A 23,466-nucleotide genomic window follows, 5' to 3' on the forward strand; every position below is an offset into this window, starting at 1 on the left:
TCCTTTTATTTTTTTAATTTAGTAATATTAAAAAACACACAACACTATCTATATATAATGCCACCTTACAGGATGGCACTATACATAGACCTAATAATATGCTAAATATAACAAATACCCTGCTCCTAATAATTTAATACTGAAAAATAAATTTGGTTGTTGTTTTATCAATTCAGAAATTCCGAAAGCAACTAAAGTTGTGTGAATAATACAACCTGCCATTAAACCAAAAACTGTTGCTAAACCATATTTTTTGCCATTAACAATACTTTGTGTTAATACAAAAATATTGTCAGGACCTGGTGAAATAGCCAATATTGCAGTGGTAATTAAAAAAGAGCTTAAAATTTCTAGCATTGTTTAGTCTTTGAGCCTGTTTAAATTTTATCTAAAAAAAATATCACAGAAAAATAATAAGGAATCGAGTCCGTCAAAGGGAATTTATTTCAGTTTCACATCCTGATTTACCGTAGTTCTCTTGTTGATGCGATGCTGAAATAAATTCAGCATGACGAGAATTTAGTTTTAATTTAATTTTTAAACAGGCTCTTAAAAAGTAAAAAATATTTTATCTATTTAAAATAGCTTTGTTTATTCTTTTCACCAAACTAGGTCCTTCATAAATAAATCCTGTATAAATTTGAACTAAATCAGCACCTGCATCAATTTTTTCTAGGGCATCTTTTTCAGAATGAATACCGCCAACTCCAATTATAGGAAACGATTTGTTCGAATTATCCGCTAAATATTTTATTACTTTGGTACTTCTATCTTTTACCGGCTGACCACTTACACCACCATTTCCGATTTCAGTTAACCGTTCTTTCGATGCTTTTAAATTAGCTCTATTTACAGAAGTGTTCGATGCAATAACGCCATCAATTTTTGTTTGCGCGACCAATTCGATAATTTCATCTAATTGCTGATTGTTTAAATCAGGCGCAATTTTTAATAAAATCGGTTTTTGTTTTACCTCTTTATTATTTAAAGCCTGTACTTCGGTAATCAATTCTTTCAAATAAGAAACATCGTCTAATTTTGCGTGGCTACCAACATTTGGGCAACTTACATTTAAAACGAAATAATCTACATACGGATGTAATCCTTTAAAACAAGTTACATAATCTTGCGTATAATTTTCGGGAGTGGTATCGGTATTTTTACCAATATTTCCACCGATAATTATTTTACCTTTATTCTTTTTTAACTGCTCAATTGCAACTTCCAAGCCTTCATTATTAAACCCCATTCGGTTAATAATTCCTTGATCGTCTTTTAAACGAAACAATCTTTTCTTCGGATTTCCTGCCTGACCCTTTGGAGTTACCGTTCCTATTTCAACAAAACCGAAACCAAAATTTGCCAACTCATTATATAGTACCGCATTTTTATCGAAACCGGCAGCCAAACCAACAGGGTTTTTAAATGTTAGTCCGAATAAATTACGTTCTAATTTTTTATCATTTACCTGATACATACTTCTAAATATTGAAGAAACAAAAGGTATTTTAGAAACTGTTTTTACCACTGAAAAAGTAAAATAATGAATTTTTTCAGGATCAAAAATAAATAAAATTGGGCGAATTAATTGTTTGTACATATTGTTTTATTAAAGGTTGAAAAGGAAGCTCTAAATTTTAGCCATATTTTTTTTTAAAAAAAGCCATAAAAAAAGCCCCAAATAAATGGAGCTTTTAAATTATTATCTTAAAACAGCTTCTAAATTCTTTTCAAAAGTTGCTTGTAATTTTTGCATTATTTTATCAATCTGTTTGTCGTCAAGTGTTTTATTTTCATCTTGTAAAACAAAACTCACAGCATATGATTTTTTGCCATCAGGTAATTTATCACCCTGATATACATCAAATAAATCTACCTCTTTCAATAATTTCTTTTCTGATTGAAAAGCTAAATTATAAATTTCTTTAAAGGCTACTTTATCATCTAATAACAAAGCTAAATCACGCTTTACCGCTGGGAATTTTGTAAACTCAGCAATTTTAATTTTCTTGTTTCCTACTAAGGTTAAAATATTTTGCCAGTTAAAATCGGCAAATAATACTTCTTGTTTAATAGAAAACTCTTTTAAAATACTTGTTTTTAAAACCCCAAATTCTACTAATTTAGTTTTCCCTAAACTCAATGCTAATCCTTCCGAAAAAATATCTGATTTTGCAGGCGATGTTTTTAAATTATCAAACCCTAACCTACTAAATAATGAAGTTACAATTCCTTTTAAATAAAAGAAATCTGCATTTTCAGAAGCTACTTTCCAGCTATCTTTTGTTCTGTTACCAGTAACAAGCAAGGTTAAATGCTTATCTTCTTGATATCCGCTTTCATATTTATGATAGGTTTTCCCAAATTCATAAAACTTCAACGCATTATTTTTTCTGTTGATATTATAAGAAACAGATTCTAAACCACTAAACAATAATGATTGACGCATCACTTTTAAATCATTACTTAACGGATTTAAAATTTCAACATTTTGCGATTCATTTAAGGTTTCCGATAAATCTACATAGCTTGCCTTTGTTAAAGAGTTTGCCATTGTTTCGTTAAATCCTAAAGAGGTTAACTGATTTGCAACAATATTTTCTACTTTAACATTTTTATCGCTATCAAAAGAAATAGAGGTATTTAATTTATGAGAAAACTCAATATTATTATACCCGTAAACTCTTAAAATTTCTTCAATAATATCAGCTTCACGCTGTACATCTACTCGGTACGAAGGAATTGTTAAACCTAAACCTCCTTCAGTTACACTATTTATTTTAATTTCTAAAGAAGCTAAAATATTTTTAATGGTTTCTTTCGGAATTTCCTGTCCTATTAACTTATAGGTGTTTTCAAAAGATAAAAACACTTCAAAACCTTTTACTTTTTTTGGATATAGCGATAAAACATCCGAAGACATTTTTCCTCCCGCATATTCTTCAATTAATAAAGCCGCACGTTTTAAAGCATATTCTGTTAAATTGATGTCAATTCCTCGTTCAAAACGAAAAGAAGCATCGGTATTTAAAGCATGTCTTTTTGCTGTTTTACGAATAGATACCGGATTAAAATAAGCACTTTCTAAGAAAATACTCGTGGTATGTTCGGTAACACTTGATTTTGCTCCGCCAAAAACACCTGCAATACACAATGGATTATCATCGGCATCACAAATCATAATATCATCGGCTGACAATTCTCTTTCTACATCATCTAAGGTTTTAAATTTTGTTCCCTCTTCTAATGTTTTTACAACAACTTTATTTCCTCTAATTTTCTGAGCATCAAAAGCGTGTAAGGGTTGTCCTAATTCATGTAAAACATAGTTTGTAATATCAACAATGTTATTTTTAGGCGCAATTCCAATAGCCTTTAACCTGTTTTGAATCCACTCAGGAGAGTCTTTTACCTCAACATCAGTAATGGTAATTCCGCAATAACGAGGCACAAGGTTTTTATCTTCAACCTCAATATCAATTTTATGCGTACGCTCATCTACATGAAAATCAGAAACCGAAGGAGAAATTAATTCTAAATTTGTTCCTTGGTGCATTAATCCTGCACGTAAATCACGAGCGACACCAAAATGACTCATGGCATCGGCACGGTTTGGCGTTAAACCAATTTCAAAAACATAATCAGTTTCTATTTTAAAAACATCAGCACATGGAGTTCCTGCAACTAAATTTGCATCTAAAACCATAATTCCGTCATGACCTTTACCTAAGCCTAATTCGTCTTCAGCACAAATCATCCCGAAACTTTCTTCGCCTCTTATTTTACCTTTTTTAATTTTAAAGCTTTCACCGTTTTCATCATACAAAACAGTACCAACAGTAGCAACAGGCACTTTTTGCCCAGCAGCTACATTTGGCGCACCACAGACTATTTGAATCGGGTTTCCGTCACCTAAATCGACAGTAGTTATTTTTAATTTATCAGCATTTGGATGCTTTTCACATGTTTTTACTTCACCAACTACAATGCCTTTTAAGCTTCCTTTGATGCTCTCTACAGTTGCAATCCCTTCTACTTCTAAACCTAAGTCAGTTAATAACTCTCCTGTTTTTTCAGCTTCCCAGTCCGTTTGTAAAAATTGGCGCAACCAATTGTATGATATCTTCATAATCAATCTCTAATTTGAACTGACAAATTTAAGTAAAATAAAGCAAAAAACTAGCCTTGTTTAGCCCTGCTTTTATCATATAATATACCAAACTGATTTTTAATCGTTTGATAATGGATTTCTCAATAAAAAGTTGTTTTTTTGCCGAAATTCATAATTAACAAACACAACACAAACACCATTTACATGAAAAAATTAATACCCTTCTTTTTACTGATGCTATCAGTTTCAGTATTTTCTCAAATTCCGTCTTATTATAGTGATATAGACTTGACACTAACAAATACAGCATTAAAAGATGCTTTAGCAACAAAAATAATTAGTACACAACAGGTTAATTTATCGTATAGCCCTGGTGTATGGAATGCTTTAAAGCAAGCAGATTTAGACGCTACAGATAATTCAAAAGTTGTTTTAATTTACGGATATAATAATAACGACGAAAATTACGTTACCGATATCACACGAAGTAAAGATGCAAATGGAGGTTTTGCTGGTACACAATGGAACAGAGAACACGTATATCCGAAGTCATTAGGAACGCCTAATTTAGGAACTTCAGGTTCAGGAGCCGATATTCATCATTTAAGACCTGCCGATATTTCTTTCAATTCGCAAAGAAGTAGCAAGAAATTTGTTGCAGGTTCAGGAAATGCAGGAAGCGTTTCTGGCGGATGGTATCCTGGCGATCAGTGGAAAGGTGATGTTGCTCGTATGATGATGTACATGTATCTTCGGTACGCAAATCAATGTTTACCTAGCAATGTTGCTGTTGGTTCAGCGAACTCATTAGATGCTAACATGATTAATTTATTATTAGAATGGAATGTAGAAGATCCTGTTTCTGATTTTGAAAAACAACGAAATCCTATTATAGAAGCAATACAAGGAAACAGAAATCCGTTTATTGACAATCCTGCTTTTGCAACTCAAATTTGGGGAGGACCTCAAGCTGAAAATTTATTTGGAAACACAAATAACGATAATAACGATTCAAATACAACAACAGATACTTCTTCCCAAGAAAATAATACCTCAACTACAGTTGCCGATTTATTTATTTCTGAATATATAGAAGGTTCATCAAATAATAAAGCTTTAGAAATTTCAAATTTTACAGGAAACGCAATTAATTTAGAAGGATATTCATTAAAGAAAGCCTCTAACGGTGGCGGATGGACAAATACCTTAACATTAAGCGGTGTTTTAAATAATCAAAAAATGTATGTAATTGCGAATAGCAGTGCTACTTCGGCCTTAAAAAACAAGGCACAGTTATTAGATGCAAGCGTGTTATCGTTTAACGGAAATGATGCTATTGGTTTATTTAAAGAGAATGTTCTTATTGATGTTGTTGGAAATCCTAGTAGTTCAGCTGTTTTTGCTAAAGATAAAACCTTACAGCGAAAAGCTAGCATTAAACAAGCAAGTAGTATTTATGACGCTTCTCAGTGGAATATTCTTTCTAAAGATACTTTTGACGGTTTATCAAATCATGTTTTAGATGCTGATGCTCCTACCCCAAATATCGAAGAAGAAGTTAAAGAAGATATTAGAGAAGAAGTTGCTGTTACTTATTGCGTTTCAACAGGAAAAAATGCAAACTACGAATATATAGACAAGGTGGCTATCGGCGGAATTTATAACGCTACCAAGTCAAATGGTGGTTATGCTGATTTTACAGCACAAACAGCTAGTTTAAATTATGGAAATAATAAGCTTATTGTAAGTGCAGGTTTTTCAAGCGAAGCATACACTGAATTTTGGAAAGTTTGGATTGACTTTAATAAAAATGGTGTTTTTGAAAATGATGAACAAGTGGTTAGCGGATCATCATCGAGTGCGGGTAACTTATCTTCTAATATTTACGTACCTTCTTCTGTGCTAACAGGAAAAACAAGAATGCGTGTTTCTATGAAATGGGATGCTAAAGCAACTGCTTGTGAAACTTTTTCTCATGGTGAAGTAGAAGATTATACCGTAACTATAGGACAAAGTCAGCGAAAAGAATTACATACTTCTAAAAATATTCTTACAGCAACAGACTTTACACCTGTTGAAAAACTAGGAAATGAAGCGGCTATTTTTAATGCTAACTTTTATCCAAACCCAGCAGTTGATTTTATCAATATTCAAATTTTAGATAATAGAAATGCTCAATTTAGAATTATAAATATGAATGGTCAAACGGTTTTAAAAGGTCAAATAAACCATGATGCTATTAATGTTTCTAATTTAAACAAGGGTATCTATATTCTTGAAATTAATGATAATCAGAAAATTATCACTAAGAAATTTATTAAAAAATAAGGATATTATATCAGTAATTATTTAATAAAAAAAGGCAATCACATAAATGATTGCCTTTTTTAGTTTCTTTAAAATTTATAATTAAGTAAAACCAAGATTATTCAATTACTTTTTTTAATGGCGTTTTCTTTCCAAAATTAGTAAAAACATGGGTAAACAACCACATAATTGTAAAGGTCGGTATGATGTCTAAGCCAGGGATTGCTTCTTCAATAAAAGAAACCGCTGCCGCAATTTTACCCTTATTCCCCTTATACATTTTGGTCATTAAATATGCCGATGCTGGTGCCCAAAACATATCGGATAATTCGCCTAAACCAGGGATTGCGTATGATAGTAATCCGATAGCATCAAAGAGTAAGCTTAGCGCTAATTTTGTATATTCATTTTTAACTGTTTAACGAAAATTAAGATATATTCTTTACAAATCAAACTTCAAGCCAAATTAATTTATTTTTTTGCTTTATAAAGATGTATTTTTACTTTAATTACTCTTTTTCAATTCATTAAATTTTTTAAAAACCCAAACAATGATTTTTTCTGATTTAACAAATAAAATAGCACAGTTACAAACCAAACCTTTAGGAGGACTAACATCTCAGTTAAAACTTGCACCAAAATTAAGAACACAATTTCCGCAAGAATTAATTGAAAGTAAAAACCCTAAAAAAGCTGCTGTTTTAGCCTTGTTTTATCCTGATGAAAATAATCAAACACGTTTTTTACTTACTTTAAGAGCTACCTATAAAGGCAAACATTCCGCTCAAGTTAGTTTTCCTGGAGGTAAAATAGCTAAAAAAGATAGCAATCTTAAACAAACTGCATTAAGAGAAACTTTTGAAGAGGTTGGAATTTTATCCGAAGAAATTAAAATTATTCGTCAAATTACAGACTCTTATATACCACCAAGTAATTTTTTAGTAACCCCATTTATAGGTGTTATTCAAAAAAAACCTGCCTTTAAACCAAATTACGAAGTAGCAACTACAATTGAAGTATTAATGAGCGACTTGTTAAATGATGGTAATTTAACGACAAAAGAAATAGCAACATCCTATATGAAAAAAGAAGCTGTACCATGCTTTAAACTAAACAATTATAGTGTTTGGGGTGCAACGGCAATGATGTTATCGGAAATTAAAGATTTATTTAAATAGTATTTTTTCGATTTCTTTTGTAACTTAGCTTTTACACTTAAAAACAAACTACAAATGCCTTTATTCAAAAGGAATCCTTTCGGACATATATTGTTCCTGAAAAGGCTTCTTATTCAAGCACTTGGTATAATTTCTCATGGTAGATACCGAAAATTTAACCAACTACAAATCGAAGGGTCTGAAATTTTAAGAAACCTTCCAGACAAAAATGTATTATTTATTTCCAATCATCAAACTTATTTTGCCGACGTAGCCGCAATGTTTCATGTTTTTAATGCCGCTTTAAAAGGGCGTGATAACAATCTTAAAAACATCGGTTACTTATGGACACCAAAATTAAACACTTATTATATTGCTGCTGGTGAAACAATGCGTGCCGGATTATTGCCTAAAATATTTGCTTATGCAGGTTCTATTTCTGTAGAAAGAACATGGCGAAGTAAAGGAAAAGATGTAAAAAGACAGGTAAAAATGTCGGATATTTCAAATATTAGCAAAGCCTTAGATGATGGCTGGGTTATTACCTTTCCTCAAGGAACAACAACTCCTTTTAAACCTGTACGCCGTGGAACTGCTCATATTATAAAAACCTACAAACCTGTTGTAGTACCTATTGTTATTGACGGTTTTAGACGTTCTTTTGATAAAAAAGGACTGGTTATTAAAAAACGTAATGTTTTACAATCAATGGTTATTAAAGAACCTTTAGATATTGATTATGAAAACGAAGAAGTAGCAAGTATTATTGAAAAAATTGAATACGCTATAGAGCAACATCCTTCTTTTTTAAAGGTGTTAACACCAAAACAATTAAAAGAGCAAGAAGAGTTTATTGAAAAACGTCGTTCATGGGTCGATGATGAAGCGAAAAATCAAAAAGACGAAGAAGAGTAAAAATCATCAAGAAAAAACATAACAAACAAACACTAAACCAATAAATTATGGCTAAAACTGAATCAATTTTAAACGAGAAATCAATCGATTTCTTAGCTAAATATTTAAATAACGCTGCTCCTACTGGTTACGAATGGGAAGGGCAGAAAATTTGGATGGACTATTTAAAGCCGTATGTTGATGAATTTATTACTGATACTTATGGTTCTGCTGTAGGTATTATTAATCCTGATGCTAAATATAAGGTAGTTATTGAAGGGCATGCCGATGAAATTTCATGGTATGTAAACTATATTTCAGATGAAGGATTAATTTATGTGGTTCGCAATGGTGGTTCTGACCATCAAATTGCACCGAGTAAAATTGTAAACATCCATACTGATAACGGCATTGTAAAAGGAGTTTTCGGATGGCCAGCAATTCATACTCGTAATAAAGCAAACGAAGAAGCGCCAAAACCTGATAATATTTTTATTGATACAGGATGCGCTACCAAAGAAGAAGTTGAAAAATTAGGCGTTCATGTTGGTTGTGTAATTACCTACCCAGATGAATTTCATATTTTAAACGGCGATAAATTTGTATGTCGTGCTTTAGACAACAGAATGGGTGGTTTTATGATTGCCGAAGTTGCTCGTTTATTAAAAGAGAACAAAAAAGAATTGCCTTTTGGTTTATACATAACCAATTCTGTTCAAGAAGAAATAGGTTTACGTGGTGCTGAAATGATTTCACACACCATAAAACCAAATGTAGCGATTGTTACCGATGTAACACACGATACGACTACTCCAATGATTAATCAGAAGAAAGAAGGTCTTTTAGAAATGGGGAAAGGTCCGGTAATTGCCTACGCTCCTGCTGTGCAGCAAAAATTACGTGATTTAATTATTGATACTGCTAAAGAAAAAAACATTCCTTTTCAGCGTTCGGCATTATCAAGAGCCACCGGAACCGATACCGATGCTTTTGCTTATAGTAACGGAGGTGTTGCTTCGGCATTAATTTCTTTACCATTACGTTATATGCACACAACCGTTGAAATGGTACATCGTGATGATGTTGAAAATGTAATTAAAATGATTTACGAAAGTTTATTAAAAATAGAATACGGCGAAGATTTTTCGTATTTTAAATAAATTTCACTGTAGTATCTCTTTTGATAAAATTGATAAAAACAAAAATCCCTCTAAAATTAATTTTTAGAGGGATTTTTTATAACTATCTAATTTAAGAACCTGTTTAAAAATTAAATAAACTGTCAGTTCGAGTGTTTTTTTCCTTCAAAAAAAATGTATCGAGAACTTTTTAAATATCAACAGAACAGAAAATAATTCAAATTCTCGATACAATTTTAATTTCTTCTTATCATTAAAATCACTCGAATTGACAAAATGCTGGCAAATCAGAATGCGATTTCTTATTTTTATGTGCTGTTTTTTCAGATGAAATTTAAACAACCTCTAAAACTCCATTTGAAAATTATAGAAAACATTTACTTTCTTTTCGTGGTGTTTTCCAGGAGTAAATCTTGGAAGTAACGATATAATTCTAATTGCTTCTTGCTCTAAAATAACACTGTTGCTGTCACAACTTGCCTTTATAGCATTTACATCGCCATTAATATCAATAATAAAACTTACATCTACAATTCCTTCTGCTCCATCAACATCCTTTAAATTATCATCAATATGACGGATTATTTTTTCATTAAAATCATCAAAAGCATCGGTATTTCTTTGTTTTGACTTAAATAAAGGCACTTGATCTACTTCAGTGAAAGAAATTGATTTGTCACTTGCAACTATCGAAGAAGCTAAAGAGGCTAACTCTTCTTTAATTTTCGTTACATTTTTAGTATTTGATGTGCTATTTTTATCGCTTAAAATACTTTTTTTAGTGTAACTCTTTTTAGTAGCTCTTGATTTTCTGGCTCTTTTTACAGATAAATGCCTCTTAAAACCCGATACTTTACATTTATTTTTTACCGATATCTGATTAACATCTTCAAGGCCATCTTCTTGAGTAGAAAGACAAACTTTTTTATTTTGACTAAAATTTAACTGAAATGCTAAAAGGAATATCAGTAGTGTGAAATTTTTCATAAAAATAATAATAATAATTTAATTTTTTCTTTATCACTTTTTTGACACTATTTATATCGTTAAGTCACACATTTTCAGAACTTAAATTAAATAAATGTTATTAAACGGTTATTATAAAAAATAATCATCTTTAAAACCGATTAAATAAAGCTTGTTTTGCGCTCTGGTAACTGCGGTATATAACCAGCGTAAATATTCAACACTTGGTCCGTCGGGTAAATACGGCTGTTCTATAAAAACCGTATTCCACTGCCCTCCTTGCGATTTATGACAGGTCATCGCATAAGAAAATTTTACTTGAAGCGCATTAAAATACTTATTCTTCTTTACCTCTAAAAACTGCTTGTATTTCGTTTGATCGGCAAAATCTTCTTTTACAGCTTCGTATAACTTATTCGATTGCTCGTAGGTTAAAGACGGGCTTTCACTCGATAGCGTATCTAACAATAAAACCGTTTCAAAATTTGGAATATCAGGATAATCAATCATGCGAACCTCTACCTCAGCAAACTTAAAACCGTATAATTCTTTAATCGAATTGATACGCATTACCTCGCAAATATCACCGTTGGCTATAAAACCTGCCGATGACGATTCTTTTAGCCAGAAATAATTATTTTTAACAACCATTACATAATCGCCAGTAGAAATTTCATTTTCTTGCCCTCTAATTTCCGTTCTAATTTGATTATTATACTGATTCGCTCTTTTATTTGAACGTACAATAAAAGCGGTATCTTCTACCCCAACATCGCCATCATACGCCGATGTAATAGCATCTTGAATATCGTAACTATCCTCTAGTCGGATAATATCAGGATATTTAACATCAAACTGAAAATCGGAAGCACCATATTGTATTAACATACGCAAATCCGTGGCATTTGCTAAAATCCCCGAATTTTGTTGCTGACGTACTACTTCATCTAATTCAATTTCAAAAACATTTTTATCGAAACTATAAGAAAGCTTATCGGCATCTAAAGCAGGGCTTAGTGTTAATTTTACGGGCGGTAATTGTGCGGTATCTCCTATAAAAACAAGCTTACAATTTTTCCCTGAATACACATAGCTAATTAAATCGTCTAATAAAGACCCATTTTCAAACATTTTTGAATTCTGCTGGGCATCAGAAATCATAGAAGCTTCATCAACTATAAATATGGTGTTGCTATGCTTATTGGGCTGTTTTACAAAACTCATTGCGCCAGCCCCTTGTTTTTTAGAAAAATATATTTTTTTATGTATGGTAAAAGCTTTCTTTTTAGAATAGCCAGAAATAACCTTAGCAGCACGCCCTGTAGGCGCTAACAAAACAGCTTTTTTATTGGCTTTTTCTAAATTATGAACCACCGAACTTATAATCGTTGTTTTACCAGTACCAGCATATCCTTTTAGTAAAAATAAGGCGTTATTATTGGTGTCAAAAATAAAATCAGCAAGTTTATTGAGTAATAAATCTTGCTTTATGGTTGGTTTATATGGGAAGCCTTTTATAACTTCTTCATAAAATTTAGACGCTAATGTTATCATATCTTAAATAATTAACAAAGATAATTCTATTTAATCGATAAATATTTTAATGATTGAAAAAAAAGTGTAGATTTGCTTATACTATATATAAAAACAAAAAAAATGAATTTATTATTAATGATTTTAGCAGCTACTGTAGTTGCAATTCTTTTAGCTTACATTATCGTTAAGTTTGTGCCCTTAAAAGTCAGATGGTTAGTATCTATCTTATTATTAGTAGCATCAATTTTCTTAGCATTTAAGATTTATTCAGGTATTATGGAGCCTATCCACTTTGCTAAAGAGAAAGAAGTTCGATACGCTAAAGTTATTAGCAATTTAAAATTAATTCGTGATGCCGAAGTAAAATACAAGCAAGTTAACAGAACTTACACAAACAGTAAAGATTCTTTAATTAACTTTATCGAAAAAGGACAATTAGTTTTAACACAAACTACAAATGTTGAAGAAAAAGTAGATAGAGGTGGTGGAATTTTCGTTACTGTATCTAAAAAACAAGTTGATACTATTGGTTACGAAGCAGTATCTAAATATTTTGCTGGTAAAGACTATAAATCAATGTTTAAAGTTCCTGGAACCGACAAAGAATTTAAATTAGTAACAGGAAAAGTTGAAAAAGTTGCTGGTTTATTTGTACCTGTTTTTGAGGCGAAAATAGAAAAAGCAGTCGTTTTAAAAGGAATGAAAAAACATTTAATTAAACAAGAATTAGAAGCTAAAGAAACCGATCAAATTAAAGGTGAATTTGTTTCTGTAGGTTCATTAGATGACGTAACTACTGGTGGTAACTGGCCTCCGTCTTACGATAAAGCAGAAATTATGGCTGCTAACAAGAAAAAATAATCGAAAAATTCTTTTTTTCCCTAATTTTTAAAATCCATCCAATTCATTTTGGGTGGATTTTTTTATTTATGCGTTTATCAAACCTAAAAAGCGCTAATATATTTTACATTTGCATAATTATTGAAAACTATTAAATCATTTTAATTTTATCCTAGCATCCTAATGAGAATTATTTCAGGAAAATATAAAAGCAGACGACTTTCTGCCCCTAAAAAATTGCCCGTACGCCCTACAACCGATATGGCAAAAGAATCGTTATTTAATATTTTAAACAACGATTATTATTTTGATGGCATTGCCGTGTTAGATTTGTTTGCAGGAACAGGAAATATCAGTTACGAATTTGCCTCACGAGGAACTACAACTATTCATTCGGTTGATGCCCACTTCGGATGTATTAAATTCATCAATGAAACTGCTAAAGAACTTGATTTTGACATTAACACCTATAAAAGTGATGTGTACAAATTCTTAGAGAAAACAGGATTAAAATCGGATGTTATTTTTGCCGATCCTCCGTATGATTTTGACCAAGATAAATTTTTAAAAATCGCCAATTTGGTTTTTGAGCGTAATCTGTTAAACCAAGACGGAACGTTAATTATTGAGCATGACAAGCACACCGATTTAACAGGTCATCCTAACCACCGTTACGACAAGCGTTATGGCGGAAATGTGTTTAGTTTTTTTAGTCATGATGAATCTTCTGACGATATTTAAACATTGTCAATTCGAGTGATTTTAATGACTAAAAGGAATTAAAATAGTATCGAGAAATTTAGTTTGATTGATTTTGATGCTAAAAAGTTCTCGATACATTTTTTTGAAAGAAAAAAACACTCGAACTGACAGTTATTTTGATAATCCTTGTCAATTCGAGTGATTTTAATGACTAAAAGGAATTAAAATAGTATCGAGAATTACGAATTTTCGATATACATATAAAAGGCGAACCCTATAAGTTCGCCTTTTTATTGTTTGATGATAATTTTGAAGATAATTTGGGCGTTCCCTAAAGGTCGGGCTTTACGCACTCGCTCTTTTTATTTTTTTAAAAGAAAAAATAAAAAGGAGCTCAAACAATTGCTTCAATCCCTAACGCAAAACAAGTAGCTATCAAATTTATTTTTCTATTACAAATTTAAGAACCCTCAACAATAGCAATCTCATCAGCTGTTAAATCATATAATTTATACACCATTTGGTCTATTTCTTTTTCTAAAACGCTCGTATCAGATTCAGGATTTTCTTTTTTTATTGATAAAATTTTTGAAATGATATTTTTAATTGACTTCTCAAAATATTCACACCTTTTAATGGGGATTTTTCTTAATTGCTCAGGTTTAATATTCACATCTGAAAAATAAAAAGAAAACCAATAATTTATTAATGAAGAATTAAGTAACCCTAATAAAAATTTCAATGAACAATTAGCTTCATTTTTTAAAAAAACATTAGATAATCCAGTCCCATTTATAAATTTATCATAATCAATAGCACCAATTATTCTATTTGATAACTTAGGATTTCTAATACGTTGAATTAATATTTTAGGCTTATCATAAATATATGAAGGTCTTGGTCTATGAAGCCAATCACCATAACTCAAATATTCACCAGCCCAATTTATACTATATTTTTTAATATTACCTCCGTAAAGTAATTTTCTATATGTTTCATTTATTTTACTTTCTGAAGTATATTCTCTTGGTTGGTCTTTTTTACCATAAGCAATTAATCCTTGCCAAATCTCAGTAAAATCACTTAAAACATTAACTGTATTGTCCAACTTTAAAATAAAATTAGGCATTTTTTTTAAAAAAACAACATTATCTTTTGGATTAACAATCCAACTACTTTTATAATCTTTACTTATTATTTTAATATTACTATCTTTTGATTTTTCTTTACCAATTTTGAAAATAATTGTATCAACAACTGCTTCTTCAAAAACATTATATAGTGTTTCTGTGGAGAAAATAAAATTATGATTTAAAAGAATTTGTTCTCTTAAATTTTGAAAAGAGTTTAATTGTAACCAAGTATCAGGTGTTATAAATGTTAAAAATCCTTTTTTTGATAAAACGGTTATTCCTCTTTCTATAAAATATTTATATAATTCATGCTTACCTTTTGATGATTTGTAATTTTTAATAAAATACTTTTTTTCACTAATATCACTTGGAAATGAACCATACGGCGGATTTCCAATAACAGCATCAAACCCAATATATTTTCCTTCTTCCGATAAAACTTCGGGAAACTCAAAACGCCATTCAAAAGCATTATTATAAATAGCATTATTTACAATCTCTTCTTTTTCTTTTTCTGCATTTTCAAAATTTAATTTCGCTTTTTTTAATGCGTCTTTATCTTTTTTCGTTATTTTTTCTTGCCACTGCTCTTTTCTGTTAATTTCAGATTGCATATTTTGTAAAACTCCTCTAGCTTTCGAAATTTTAGCAATAAAACTATCATCTAACGTACTTTTAAAATTATTTTTAACTTCATCAATAATTTCTAAAACCTCTCTTTTTCTTGCTTTACTGTTCGTTTCTTTATATTCGGCTACGGCATTTTTATAATCTGTAAAAGAATACTTTACATCTTTATTATTAAAGGCATCTTTTAAATCGTCTTCTAAATTAAAACGGCTAATTAATGAATTTCCGCATTTAATATTAATATCAATATTTGGTAAAGTTTGTAGGGTTTTTTCTTGGGTATAATAGGCATTTTTTAAGAGTTCAATCCACAAACGCAAACGACAAATCTTAACAGAATTTGGGTTAATATCTACGCCAAACAAGCAATTTTCTATTAAATTTTGTTTTTCGTTAAACAGCGTTTTTTGTATGATAGCACTCTCTTTATTTGTCGGATTATATTCAAACAACAAGCCATTTTGTTGGTCGGTTATATACAATTCATCATTTACAATTTCAATATCGCAACGTATAGAAATACCTTTATCATCGGTTAAAATACCCAATTCTTTTTTGATGATAATTAATTCGTTTAAAGCACTTACCAAAAAGTGACCAGAACCCACGGCGGGGTCGCAAATTTTAACGCTATTTACAATAGTATTTAATCGTTTTAAATCATCAGTTTTAAAGAAACGGCTACAATATGCTTGTAAATCTTCAAAAGTTTCAATTTGTTCATTTTCTTGTTCTTTAAACTTCTGAACAACCGTTCTTCTGATGGTTTCTTTACACATATACATCGTAATATATGCGGGCGTATAAAACGAACCTTCTTTGTAACCGTTTATTTTTTCGAAAATTAAACCTAATACCGATGCGTTAATTAACGATTTTGTTTCTTGATTATCTTCAATTCCTTCTGTTCCATCTGTTGCAAAATCGTAGGCATCTAAAAACTCAAATAAATACGTTAATGTCGATATTTTTCCTTTTCGTTTTTTTCCTTTTGCATCTTTTAAAACTGTACCGCTGTAAATAGCAATTTCATCGTTATTTAACGCTGATATTTCAAAAGCTTCATTTTCTAACGTATTTCTTTCAAACAGCGAACTATTTAAGTACGGAATATCTTTGTATTTGTCTTTATACTTCGGATGTCTTTCGTTTATCGGTTTTGCTAAGGCAGAAAAAAACAAGTCGTTTAACTCATCGAAACCGTTTATAAATTTAGTATTTAAAAAACGATATTTTTCATTTTTTTTATGATAACTTAATAATTGCGATTCTAATAATTTTAAGAATAAAACTCTGTTTACCCACGTTAAGCAGAGTTCTAAACCAGCGTTAAAAGCTTTATCGCCATCATTAGGAATACTTTTTACTTTGTGTAAATAATCTCTATCTTCTAAAATTATAATTGAATTTTCTAAAAGCGAGGCGTAATCTCTATTTTTCTCTTCTTTTCTGCTGATTACTTTTTTACCCTTTTCTTTTACTTCCTCTAACCCGATGATGTGTAATAACTCGTTATAAAAAGTTTTATTTAACTGATTACTGTCGTTACCAAACGGAGTTCCTAAAATATGAACATCAGAAAATATTTTATAGAGCGTGTTTAAATGTGCATCTGTTAATTTTTGAAAATTAGTTTTTGTAAAATTCAAGTGTACAAAAGGCAATTTTTCTTGTACTTCAGCGATATATTTTTTGGCAATTTCATTGTAGAATAATTCATTTTTAGTAGAATCTTTTAAACCGTCTCTAAAATTTTCATATTCTTTTATCAAGGCTTTATTTTTGAAGAAATAATTATAAAAATCTTCGCCTTTAAACAGATACCATTCATAGCCGTTTGTGGCAATTAAATGCTTAATACTATTGTTGTTGTTATCTAAACGTTCACGTAAATAGTATAATAAAAGTTCTTGTAGGGCTTTTTTATTAAGATTATCTTCTCTTAAAAACTCGGATTTATTACTTGGTTTTTTAGCTTCAATAAGCACGCTAACATCCGATTCAGGTGTCTTTTCGCTATAAATAGCCAAATCAATTCTATCTTTTGTATTGACATAGTTATTAGCGTAAAAAGTGTTTTTTAAAAACGATATAAAATGATGTTTTATATGTTCTTCACTTTCGTTATTGGTGTCGCTTAATTTTACGGCAGTTATACAATTTTGTAATTCTGATATAAAATTAGTAACATCTTTTCTTAGTGGTTTATGTTTTCGGTATGCAGGATTTAAAGCTGTTCTGGTATTGATCTTTTTCATAGAAGGCACTCTTTGTTTTTACGGCTAAAAGTATCATTTTATTAGTGAAAATTATCAAATAAAGCTGTAAAAATTAAATGGCTATAAAAATAGACCTCACAGGTTTTAAAAACCTGTGAGGTCTGTATTAAAATGATATCGAGAATTTGAATTATTTTATGTTGATGAATTTGATACTAAAAAAGTTCTCGATACTATTTTTTTGAAGGAAAAAAATCACTCGAACTGACAGGCTAGAATTGATAATTTCTATTTAGGTTTTAAAACTAAAATAATTTTAAGACTACGGATTTCCTAGCCCCGATTGAAGCAATTGTTTGAGCTCTTTTTTATTTTTCCCTTTAAAAATAAAAAAAGCGAGTGCGGAAAGCGGGAAATAGCTTCAAAAAAAAATATACTTCAAAAAAGCACAAAAAAAGGAAGCACAATATTTGCGCTTCCTTTTTATAAATATGTTGTAAAATATATTATGAATACATCTTCTTTCTTAATTCTTTTACCTTTGGGTCGGCTAAATATTCATCGAAAGTTGCATATTTATCGATTACACCGTTTGGCGTAATTTCAATAACTCTGTTAGCTACAGTTTGTGCAAACTCGTGATCGTGTGTTGAGAATAAAATAGTTCCTTTAAAATTAATTAAAGAGTTGTTTAATGCCTGAATAGATTCTAAATCTAAGTGATTTGTAGGCTCGTCTAACATTAAAATATTTGCTCTTGTCATCATCATTCTCGACAACATACAACGAACTTTTTCACCTCCCGATAATACATTACTTTTCTTTAAAGCCTCTTCGCCAGAAAAAATCATTTTCCCTAAGAAACCTCTAATAAATACTGCTTCTCTTTCTTCTTCAGTTTGTGCGTACTGACGTAACCAATCTACTAAATCTAATTCGCCATCTTGAAAAAATGATGAGTTATCAGAAGGTAAATACGATTGGGTCGTTGTTACTCCCCAGCTAATTTTACCAGCATCGGCTTGCTCGTTTCCTGATATAATTTGATAAAAAGTAGAAACTGCCTTCGAGCTTTTTGAAATAATTGCTACTTTATCGCCTTTGTTTAAATTAATATCAACATTGGCAAATAAAGGTTTTCCTTCAAAATCTTTTGATAAGCCTTCGATGTTTAAAATTTGGTCTCCCGCCTCTCTATCTCTATCAAAAATAATTGCAGGATAACGACGACTAGACGGCTTAATTTCATCAACATTTAACTTGTCTATCATCTTCTTACGAGAAGTCGCTTGTTTAGACTTTGCCATATTTGCAGAAAAACGACGGATAAATTCTTCTAATTCCTTCTTTTTATCTTCCGATTTTTTATTCTGTTGCGCTCTTTGCTTTGCCGCTAATTGACTCGATTCATACCAGAAAGTATAGTTTCCTGAAAAGTGATTTATTTTAGCAAAATCAATATCAGAAATATGTGTACAAACGGCATCTAAAAAGTGACGGTCATGCGATACTACGATTACCGTATTGTCAAAATTCGCTAAAAAGTTTTCTAACCAAGCGATCGTTTCAAAATCTAAATCGTTGGTAGGCTCATCCATAATTAACACATCAGGATTCCCAAATAAGGCTTGTGCTAATAAAATACGTACCTTTTTCTTAGAGTCTAAATCGGCTAATAAAGTATAATGGTCTTCTTCTTTAATCCCTAAGTTAGATAATAACGTTGCCGCAGCAGAATCAGCATTCCAACCGTCCATTTCTTCAAAACGAACTTGTAACTCCCCTATTTTTTCTGCATTTTCATCGGTATAATCGGCATATAAAGCGTCAATTTCCGATTTAATTTTATATAATTCTTTATTCCCTTTTAATACAGCATCTAAAGTAGTGAACTCATCAAAAGCATAATGATCCTGCGTTAATACTGACATTCTTTTACCAGACTCTAAATGAACCTGACCCGATGTTGGGTCTTGTATTCCAGATATAATCTTTAAAAAAGTAGATTTTCCTGCTCCATTTGCTCCGATAATACCGTAGCAATTTCCTTGAGTAAACTTCGTGTTTACTTCATCAAATAAAACACGCTTACCAAACTGAACTGATAAATTAGAAACTGATAACATTGAAAGTTTTTTAAATTCGGCTACAAAAGTATAAAATATACTCGCTTAAAAAGAATTTGCAAGGAACTATTTAACACATTACATTTGGCGGCGTTAATTCTTTTAACAACGAATTAACAACAAAATGATAGCGATATGTTTATTTTTGAACACTATCTTTTTATACCGTTAATAACCAACTCATGATTAAATACTTAATACCCCTTCTATTAATTTTATTCATTGGATGTAATTCATCAAAAACACCCAAAACCACATATTTTGGCGGTAAAATTATTAATCCGAAGTCAAACTATATCACTTTATCGGACAATTACGCTTTTAATGACACTATTTATTTAAAAAAAGACCATAGTTTTTTAGGTTCTTATAAAAATTTAAAAAAAGGCTTGTATGTTTTTGGACACGGACCAGAGCATCAATATGTTTATTTAGAGCCTCAAGACAGTTTATTATTTCGCTTAAATAGTTGGGATTTTGATGAGTCGTTAGTTTTTAGCGGAAAAGATGCCGCTAGAAATAATATATTAATTGAAGCTTTTTTAGAAACCGAGCAAGACGACAAAAATTTTGAACGATTATACCAGCTTTCACAGTCTGATTTTTTAATAAAAATTGATTCTATTAAAAAAATTAAAGAACAAAAATTAATCGCTTTTGAAAAAAACAATAAAGAAAATGCTTCTAAAGAATTTTTAGAGATATTAAAGGTAGCATTATTTTATCCTGTTTATACGTATTCAGAACAATATGCTATTAAAAATTTCACCAAAAAAAATCCTGAAAAATTAGTAGCTTCTTATTTTGATTATCGGGCGGATATCAATTTAAAAAAAGATTCTTTAATTTTTTTCAGCCCCTATTATGCTTTAATAATTGACAAGTTATATAATGATGTATATCTTGAAAAAGGTACTGCGGATAATTTTACACGAAACTTATTAAATAATATTGATGCAACCATTTCTTCGGAAAAAATAAAAAATAAATTACTTTATAATACGGTAATTCGTCATTTTTTTAAAGAACCGAACGATGAAAACAAAAACAAAACGTTTTTTGAATTTTTTAAATTAAACACCAATATTGAGCAGAAAAAAAATATGCAACGATTGGTTAATGATCTTAAGCTATTAAATGTTGGCGAAAAACTACCCGATTTTAATTTAATAGCCGCAACAGGCGAAACAAAACGTATTTCAAAGCTGATAAAAGGAAAGGCTGCGGTCATTTTATTTAAAGACTATAAATATGCTTCCGATGACTGGATTTCATCTCGAACCAACTTTTTAATAAAAAATAACGCAGATGTTACCTTTATTGTGATCAATTTATGCAATAATTTTAAGCGATACACCAAAAAAATAGCCATAAAACACCAATATACACTACCTAAAAAGAGCCTTGTTTGTAATTTTTCTTCAAGCAAGTTTCCACGCATGGTATTAATTGACAAGCAAGGTATTATCCAAAACGGATATACAAGTTTATCTGCAAAAAACATCAACAAACAAGTGCAAAATTTACAAAATAACAAATAATAGTTGTTATTTATCACAAAATAACGTAAATTTGCGGGATTTTATTATTCAACTAGAATAAAGTCTAGATTATTAACTACCAGATTACTAGCTATTAATCTATTGTCCAAATTAAGAATCAGGTTTACAGATACTGGCGTCTGTGAATCTAAAAGAACACAGACGTATATATGTCAACATTTTTAGATTTAGGCTTAAAAGAGCCAATAAACAAAGCATTAACAGATTTAGGTTACGAAAAACCAACTGTAATTCAAGAGAAAGCAATTCCTCAAATTATTTCATCTACTGATGATTTAAAAGCTTTTGCTCAAACAGGAACTGGTAAAACAGCTGCTTTTAGTTTACCTATTATTGAACAAATTGATTCTTCAGATAAAAACACACAAGCAATTATCTTATCTCCTACTCGTGAACTTGCTGTTCAAATAGGAAATAATATTAAAGATTTCGCTAAATACATACCAGACTTAAAAGTGGTAACAGTATATGGTGGTTCGAATATCGAAGAACAAATGAGAGGCTTAAAAAGAGGCGCTCAAATTGTTGTTGGAACTCCAGGAAGAACTGTCGATTTAATAAATCGTAGAGCTTTGCGTTTAGGAAACGTAAAATGGTTAGTTTTAGATGAGGCTGATGAAATGCTTAACATGGGGTTCAAAGATGAGCTTGATAAAGTATTAGAGGCAACTCCTGACACCAAACAAACATTATTATTTTCGGCAACTTTCCCTAGAGAGGTAGAAGCGATTGCTAGAAACTATATGACTAACCCTGTTGAAATTACTTCAGGAGAAAAAAATCAAGGTTCTGACAACGTTACTCACGAATATTATGTAGTAAACGAAAGAACGCGTTACCAAGCGTTAAAAAGAATTGCAGATGTAAATACTAATATTTACGCAATTATTTTCTGTAGAACACGTCGTGAAACTCAAGAAGTAGCAAACAATCTTATTAAAGATGGTTATAGCGCAGATGCTTTACATGGTGATTTATCTCAGCAACAACGTGATAGCGTTATGGGGAAATTCCGTAAGAAAACTATCCAAATTTTAGTTGCAACTGATGTTGCTGCTCGTGGATTAGATGTTACTGAATTAACACACGTTATTAACCATAAATTACCAGACCAAATTGAAAACTACAATCACCGTAGTGGAAGAACTGGTAGAGCTGGTAACAAAGGTATTTCTATCGTTTTAGTTAACAATAAAGAAAAAGGTAGATTACGTTCTATTGAGCGTATTATCAAAAAGAAATTTGAAGCTAAAAAAGTACCTACTGGTAAAGAAATTTGCCAGAATCAATTAATGCACTTAATTGAAAAGGTAAAAGCTACAGAGGTTAACAACGAACAAATTGAAGAGTTTTTACCTAGTATCTATGAAAAATTAGAAGACTTAACTAGAGAAGAATTAATTCAAAAATTCGTTTCATTAGAATTCAACAAATTCTTAACCTATTATAATAAATCTGACGATTTAAACGACATCTCTAATAAAGATAGTTCAAGAGCTAGAGCGACGGACGAAAACATGACTCGTTTCTTTATCAACTTAGGTAGAAAAGATAAATTAAATCCAGCTACATTAATTGGATTAATTAACGATCAGAAAATTGCTGATAAAATTGAAATCGGAGCGATTGATATTTTAGATACTTTTTCTTTCTTTGAAATAGATAAAAACTTCGAAAAAGAAACATTAGAAGCTTTTAGTTCTAATGGTGCTGATTTTAACGGACGTTCTGTAAATATTGAAATTACCAAATCTAATCGCGGTGGCGGTGGTGGCGGAAGAAAACCTCGTGGTGGCGGTGGTGGATTCGGCGGAAGAAAGCCTCGTGGTGGTTCAAGCGATAGAGGTTCTAGAGATAGAGCTCCAAGAGATAGAGATTCAAGAGGTGGTGGTGATTCAAGAAGACGTAGCGATACAGGTTCTTCTTCACCAAGAAGAAGTAGCGGTGACGGTGCATCTTCAGGTTTTGGAAGAAGACGTAACAGAGATTAATTAATTTAAGATTATTCTTAAATTCGATTATTTATATATTTTATAAAAAAGGCAGCTCAATTGAGCTGTCTTTTTTTGTTTGATTTTTTATCAAATAACAATAAAACTCCTCTCCTATTTTTATACTTTTTACTTGAAAATATAATACCTTTT

At 30.7% G+C, this 23,466-nt stretch carries 15 protein-coding genes and 1 pseudogene; 8 read left to right on the plus strand and 8 right to left on the minus strand.

Going from position 1 to position 23,466, the window contains the following annotated elements; translation table 11 throughout:
• Positions 1-96: 96 nt before the first annotated feature.
• From AQ1689_RS10800 to pheT, 3 genes and pseudogenes are all read right to left on the minus strand, one after another.
• Positions 97-357, minus strand: a pseudogene (locus AQ1689_RS10800) (LysE family translocator); the annotation flags it as partial.
• Positions 358-568: 211 nt separating this feature from the next.
• Positions 569-1,600 (minus strand): quinone-dependent dihydroorotate dehydrogenase, encoded by a 1,032-nt coding sequence (locus AQ1689_RS10805; RefSeq protein WP_101956090.1) that lies wholly within the window; start codon positions 1,598-1,600, stop codon positions 569-571.
• 102 nt (positions 1,601-1,702) lie between these two features.
• Positions 1,703-4,129, minus strand: coding sequence for a phenylalanine--tRNA ligase subunit beta (pheT, locus tag AQ1689_RS10810; protein WP_101915253.1), 2,427 nt, complete (start codon positions 4,127-4,129; stop codon positions 1,703-1,705).
• 186 nt (positions 4,130-4,315) lie between these two features.
• Here pheT and AQ1689_RS10815 point away from each other — a divergent pair, with 186 nt between their 5' ends.
• Positions 4,316-6,439 carry an endonuclease gene (locus tag AQ1689_RS10815; RefSeq protein ID WP_101956091.1) on the plus strand — a complete coding sequence of 708 codons (2,124 nt, stop codon included), beginning with the start codon at positions 4,316-4,318 and terminating at the stop codon, positions 6,437-6,439.
• A 97-nt stretch (positions 6,440-6,536) separates the two neighbouring features.
• Here AQ1689_RS10815 and AQ1689_RS10820 read toward each other — a convergent pair whose 3' ends face one another.
• Complete coding sequence (locus AQ1689_RS10820; protein WP_317047044.1) at positions 6,537-6,737, minus strand: hypothetical protein; 201 nt, start codon at positions 6,735-6,737, stop codon at positions 6,537-6,539.
• A gap of 232 nt (positions 6,738-6,969) precedes the next feature.
• On the opposite strand from AQ1689_RS10820, the gene AQ1689_RS10825 reads away from it, so the two are divergent.
• From AQ1689_RS10825 to AQ1689_RS10835, 3 genes are read left to right on the plus strand one after another with little or no spacing between them, the layout of a single operon-like run.
• The gene (locus tag AQ1689_RS10825; protein ID WP_058885058.1) at positions 6,970-7,596 is read left to right on the plus strand and encodes an NUDIX hydrolase; all 627 of its coding nucleotides are present in this window, start codon (positions 6,970-6,972) and stop codon (positions 7,594-7,596) included.
• A gap of 54 nt (positions 7,597-7,650) precedes the next feature.
• Positions 7,651-8,490, plus strand: coding sequence for a lysophospholipid acyltransferase family protein (locus AQ1689_RS10830; RefSeq protein WP_101915258.1), 840 nt, complete (start codon positions 7,651-7,653; stop codon positions 8,488-8,490).
• A 47-nt stretch (positions 8,491-8,537) separates the two neighbouring features.
• Positions 8,538-9,629 carry a M42 family metallopeptidase gene (locus AQ1689_RS10835; protein ID WP_101915259.1) on the plus strand — a complete coding sequence of 364 codons (1,092 nt, stop codon included), beginning with the start codon at positions 8,538-8,540 and terminating at the stop codon, positions 9,627-9,629.
• Positions 9,630-9,953: 324 nt separating this feature from the next.
• On the opposite strand, the gene AQ1689_RS10840 is transcribed toward AQ1689_RS10835, so the two are convergent.
• Positions 9,954-10,595 (minus strand): energy transducer TonB, encoded by a 642-nt coding sequence (locus AQ1689_RS10840; protein WP_101956093.1) that lies wholly within the window; start codon positions 10,593-10,595, stop codon positions 9,954-9,956.
• 111 nt (positions 10,596-10,706) lie between these two features.
• Complete coding sequence (locus tag AQ1689_RS10845) at positions 10,707-12,128, minus strand: ATP-dependent DNA helicase (RefSeq protein ID WP_101915261.1); 1,422 nt, start codon at positions 12,126-12,128, stop codon at positions 10,707-10,709.
• Positions 12,129-12,230: 102 nt separating this feature from the next.
• On the opposite strand from AQ1689_RS10845, the gene AQ1689_RS10850 reads away from it, so the two are divergent.
• Both AQ1689_RS10850 and AQ1689_RS10855 read left to right on the plus strand, forming a co-directional pair.
• Positions 12,231-12,971: a hypothetical protein gene (locus AQ1689_RS10850; protein ID WP_101956094.1), complete on the plus strand. Its 741-nt coding sequence runs from the start codon at positions 12,231-12,233 to the stop codon at positions 12,969-12,971.
• Positions 12,972-13,133: 162 nt separating this feature from the next.
• Positions 13,134-13,691: an RsmD family RNA methyltransferase gene (locus tag AQ1689_RS10855; RefSeq protein ID WP_058885064.1), complete on the plus strand. Its 558-nt coding sequence runs from the start codon at positions 13,134-13,136 to the stop codon at positions 13,689-13,691.
• Between the two features lie 421 nt (positions 13,692-14,112).
• On the opposite strand, the gene AQ1689_RS10860 is transcribed toward AQ1689_RS10855, so the two are convergent.
• Positions 14,113-17,673 (minus strand): type IIG restriction enzyme/methyltransferase, encoded by a 3,561-nt coding sequence (locus AQ1689_RS10860; RefSeq protein ID WP_101956095.1) that lies wholly within the window; start codon positions 17,671-17,673, stop codon positions 14,113-14,115.
• A gap of 467 nt (positions 17,674-18,140) precedes the next feature.
• On the minus strand, positions 18,141-19,760 hold the full coding sequence (locus AQ1689_RS10865; RefSeq protein ID WP_101956096.1) for an ABC-F family ATP-binding cassette domain-containing protein: 1,620 nt from the start codon (positions 19,758-19,760) through the stop codon (positions 18,141-18,143).
• A 182-nt stretch (positions 19,761-19,942) separates the two neighbouring features.
• Between AQ1689_RS10865 and AQ1689_RS10870 the strand changes: the two genes are divergently transcribed.
• Both AQ1689_RS10870 and AQ1689_RS10875 read left to right on the plus strand, forming a co-directional pair.
• Positions 19,943-21,301 (plus strand): TlpA family protein disulfide reductase, encoded by a 1,359-nt coding sequence (locus tag AQ1689_RS10870; RefSeq protein WP_101956097.1) that lies wholly within the window; start codon positions 19,943-19,945, stop codon positions 21,299-21,301.
• Positions 21,302-21,471: 170 nt separating this feature from the next.
• Complete coding sequence (locus AQ1689_RS10875) at positions 21,472-23,313, plus strand: DEAD/DEAH box helicase (RefSeq protein ID WP_101956098.1); 1,842 nt, start codon at positions 21,472-21,474, stop codon at positions 23,311-23,313.
• Positions 23,314-23,466: the final 153 nt, after the last annotated feature.

Origin of the sequence: Tenacibaculum finnmarkense (genome assembly GCF_900239185.1) — a bacterium.
In the GTDB taxonomy this organism is placed as follows: domain Bacteria; phylum Bacteroidota; class Bacteroidia; order Flavobacteriales; family Flavobacteriaceae; genus Polaribacter; species Polaribacter finnmarkensis.

Excerpts from the sequence above, each read along its gene's own strand:
- AQ1689_RS10845 (WP_101915261.1), bottom strand. The coding sequence starts at position 12,128 with ATGATAACATTAGCGTCTAAATTTTATGAAGAAGTTATAAAAGGCTTC.
- AQ1689_RS10865 (WP_101956096.1), bottom strand. The coding sequence starts at position 19,760 with ATGTTATCAGTTTCTAATTTATCAGTTCAGTTTGGTAAGCGTGTTTTA.
- AQ1689_RS10855 (WP_058885064.1), top strand. The coding sequence starts at position 13,134 with ATGAGAATTATTTCAGGAAAATATAAAAGCAGACGACTTTCTGCCCCT.
- AQ1689_RS10850 (WP_101956094.1), top strand. The coding sequence starts at position 12,231 with ATGAATTTATTATTAATGATTTTAGCAGCTACTGTAGTTGCAATTCTT.
- AQ1689_RS10840 (WP_101956093.1), bottom strand. The coding sequence starts at position 10,595 with ATGAAAAATTTCACACTACTGATATTCCTTTTAGCATTTCAGTTAAAT.
- pheT (WP_101915253.1), bottom strand. The coding sequence starts at position 4,129 with ATGAAGATATCATACAATTGGTTGCGCCAATTTTTACAAACGGACTGG.
- AQ1689_RS10825 (WP_058885058.1), top strand. The coding sequence starts at position 6,970 with ATGATTTTTTCTGATTTAACAAATAAAATAGCACAGTTACAAACCAAA.
- AQ1689_RS10815 (WP_101956091.1), top strand. The coding sequence starts at position 4,316 with ATGAAAAAATTAATACCCTTCTTTTTACTGATGCTATCAGTTTCAGTA.
- AQ1689_RS10860 (WP_101956095.1), bottom strand. The coding sequence starts at position 17,673 with ATGAAAAAGATCAATACCAGAACAGCTTTAAATCCTGCATACCGAAAA.
- AQ1689_RS10830 (WP_101915258.1), top strand. The coding sequence starts at position 7,651 with ATGCCTTTATTCAAAAGGAATCCTTTCGGACATATATTGTTCCTGAAA.
- AQ1689_RS10820 (WP_317047044.1), bottom strand. The coding sequence starts at position 6,737 with ATGTTTTGGGCACCAGCATCGGCATATTTAATGACCAAAATGTATAAG.
- AQ1689_RS10835 (WP_101915259.1), top strand. The coding sequence starts at position 8,538 with ATGGCTAAAACTGAATCAATTTTAAACGAGAAATCAATCGATTTCTTA.
- AQ1689_RS10875 (WP_101956098.1), top strand. The coding sequence starts at position 21,472 with ATGTCAACATTTTTAGATTTAGGCTTAAAAGAGCCAATAAACAAAGCA.
- AQ1689_RS10805 (WP_101956090.1), bottom strand. The coding sequence starts at position 1,600 with ATGTACAAACAATTAATTCGCCCAATTTTATTTATTTTTGATCCTGAA.
- AQ1689_RS10870 (WP_101956097.1), top strand. The coding sequence starts at position 19,943 with ATGATTAAATACTTAATACCCCTTCTATTAATTTTATTCATTGGATGT.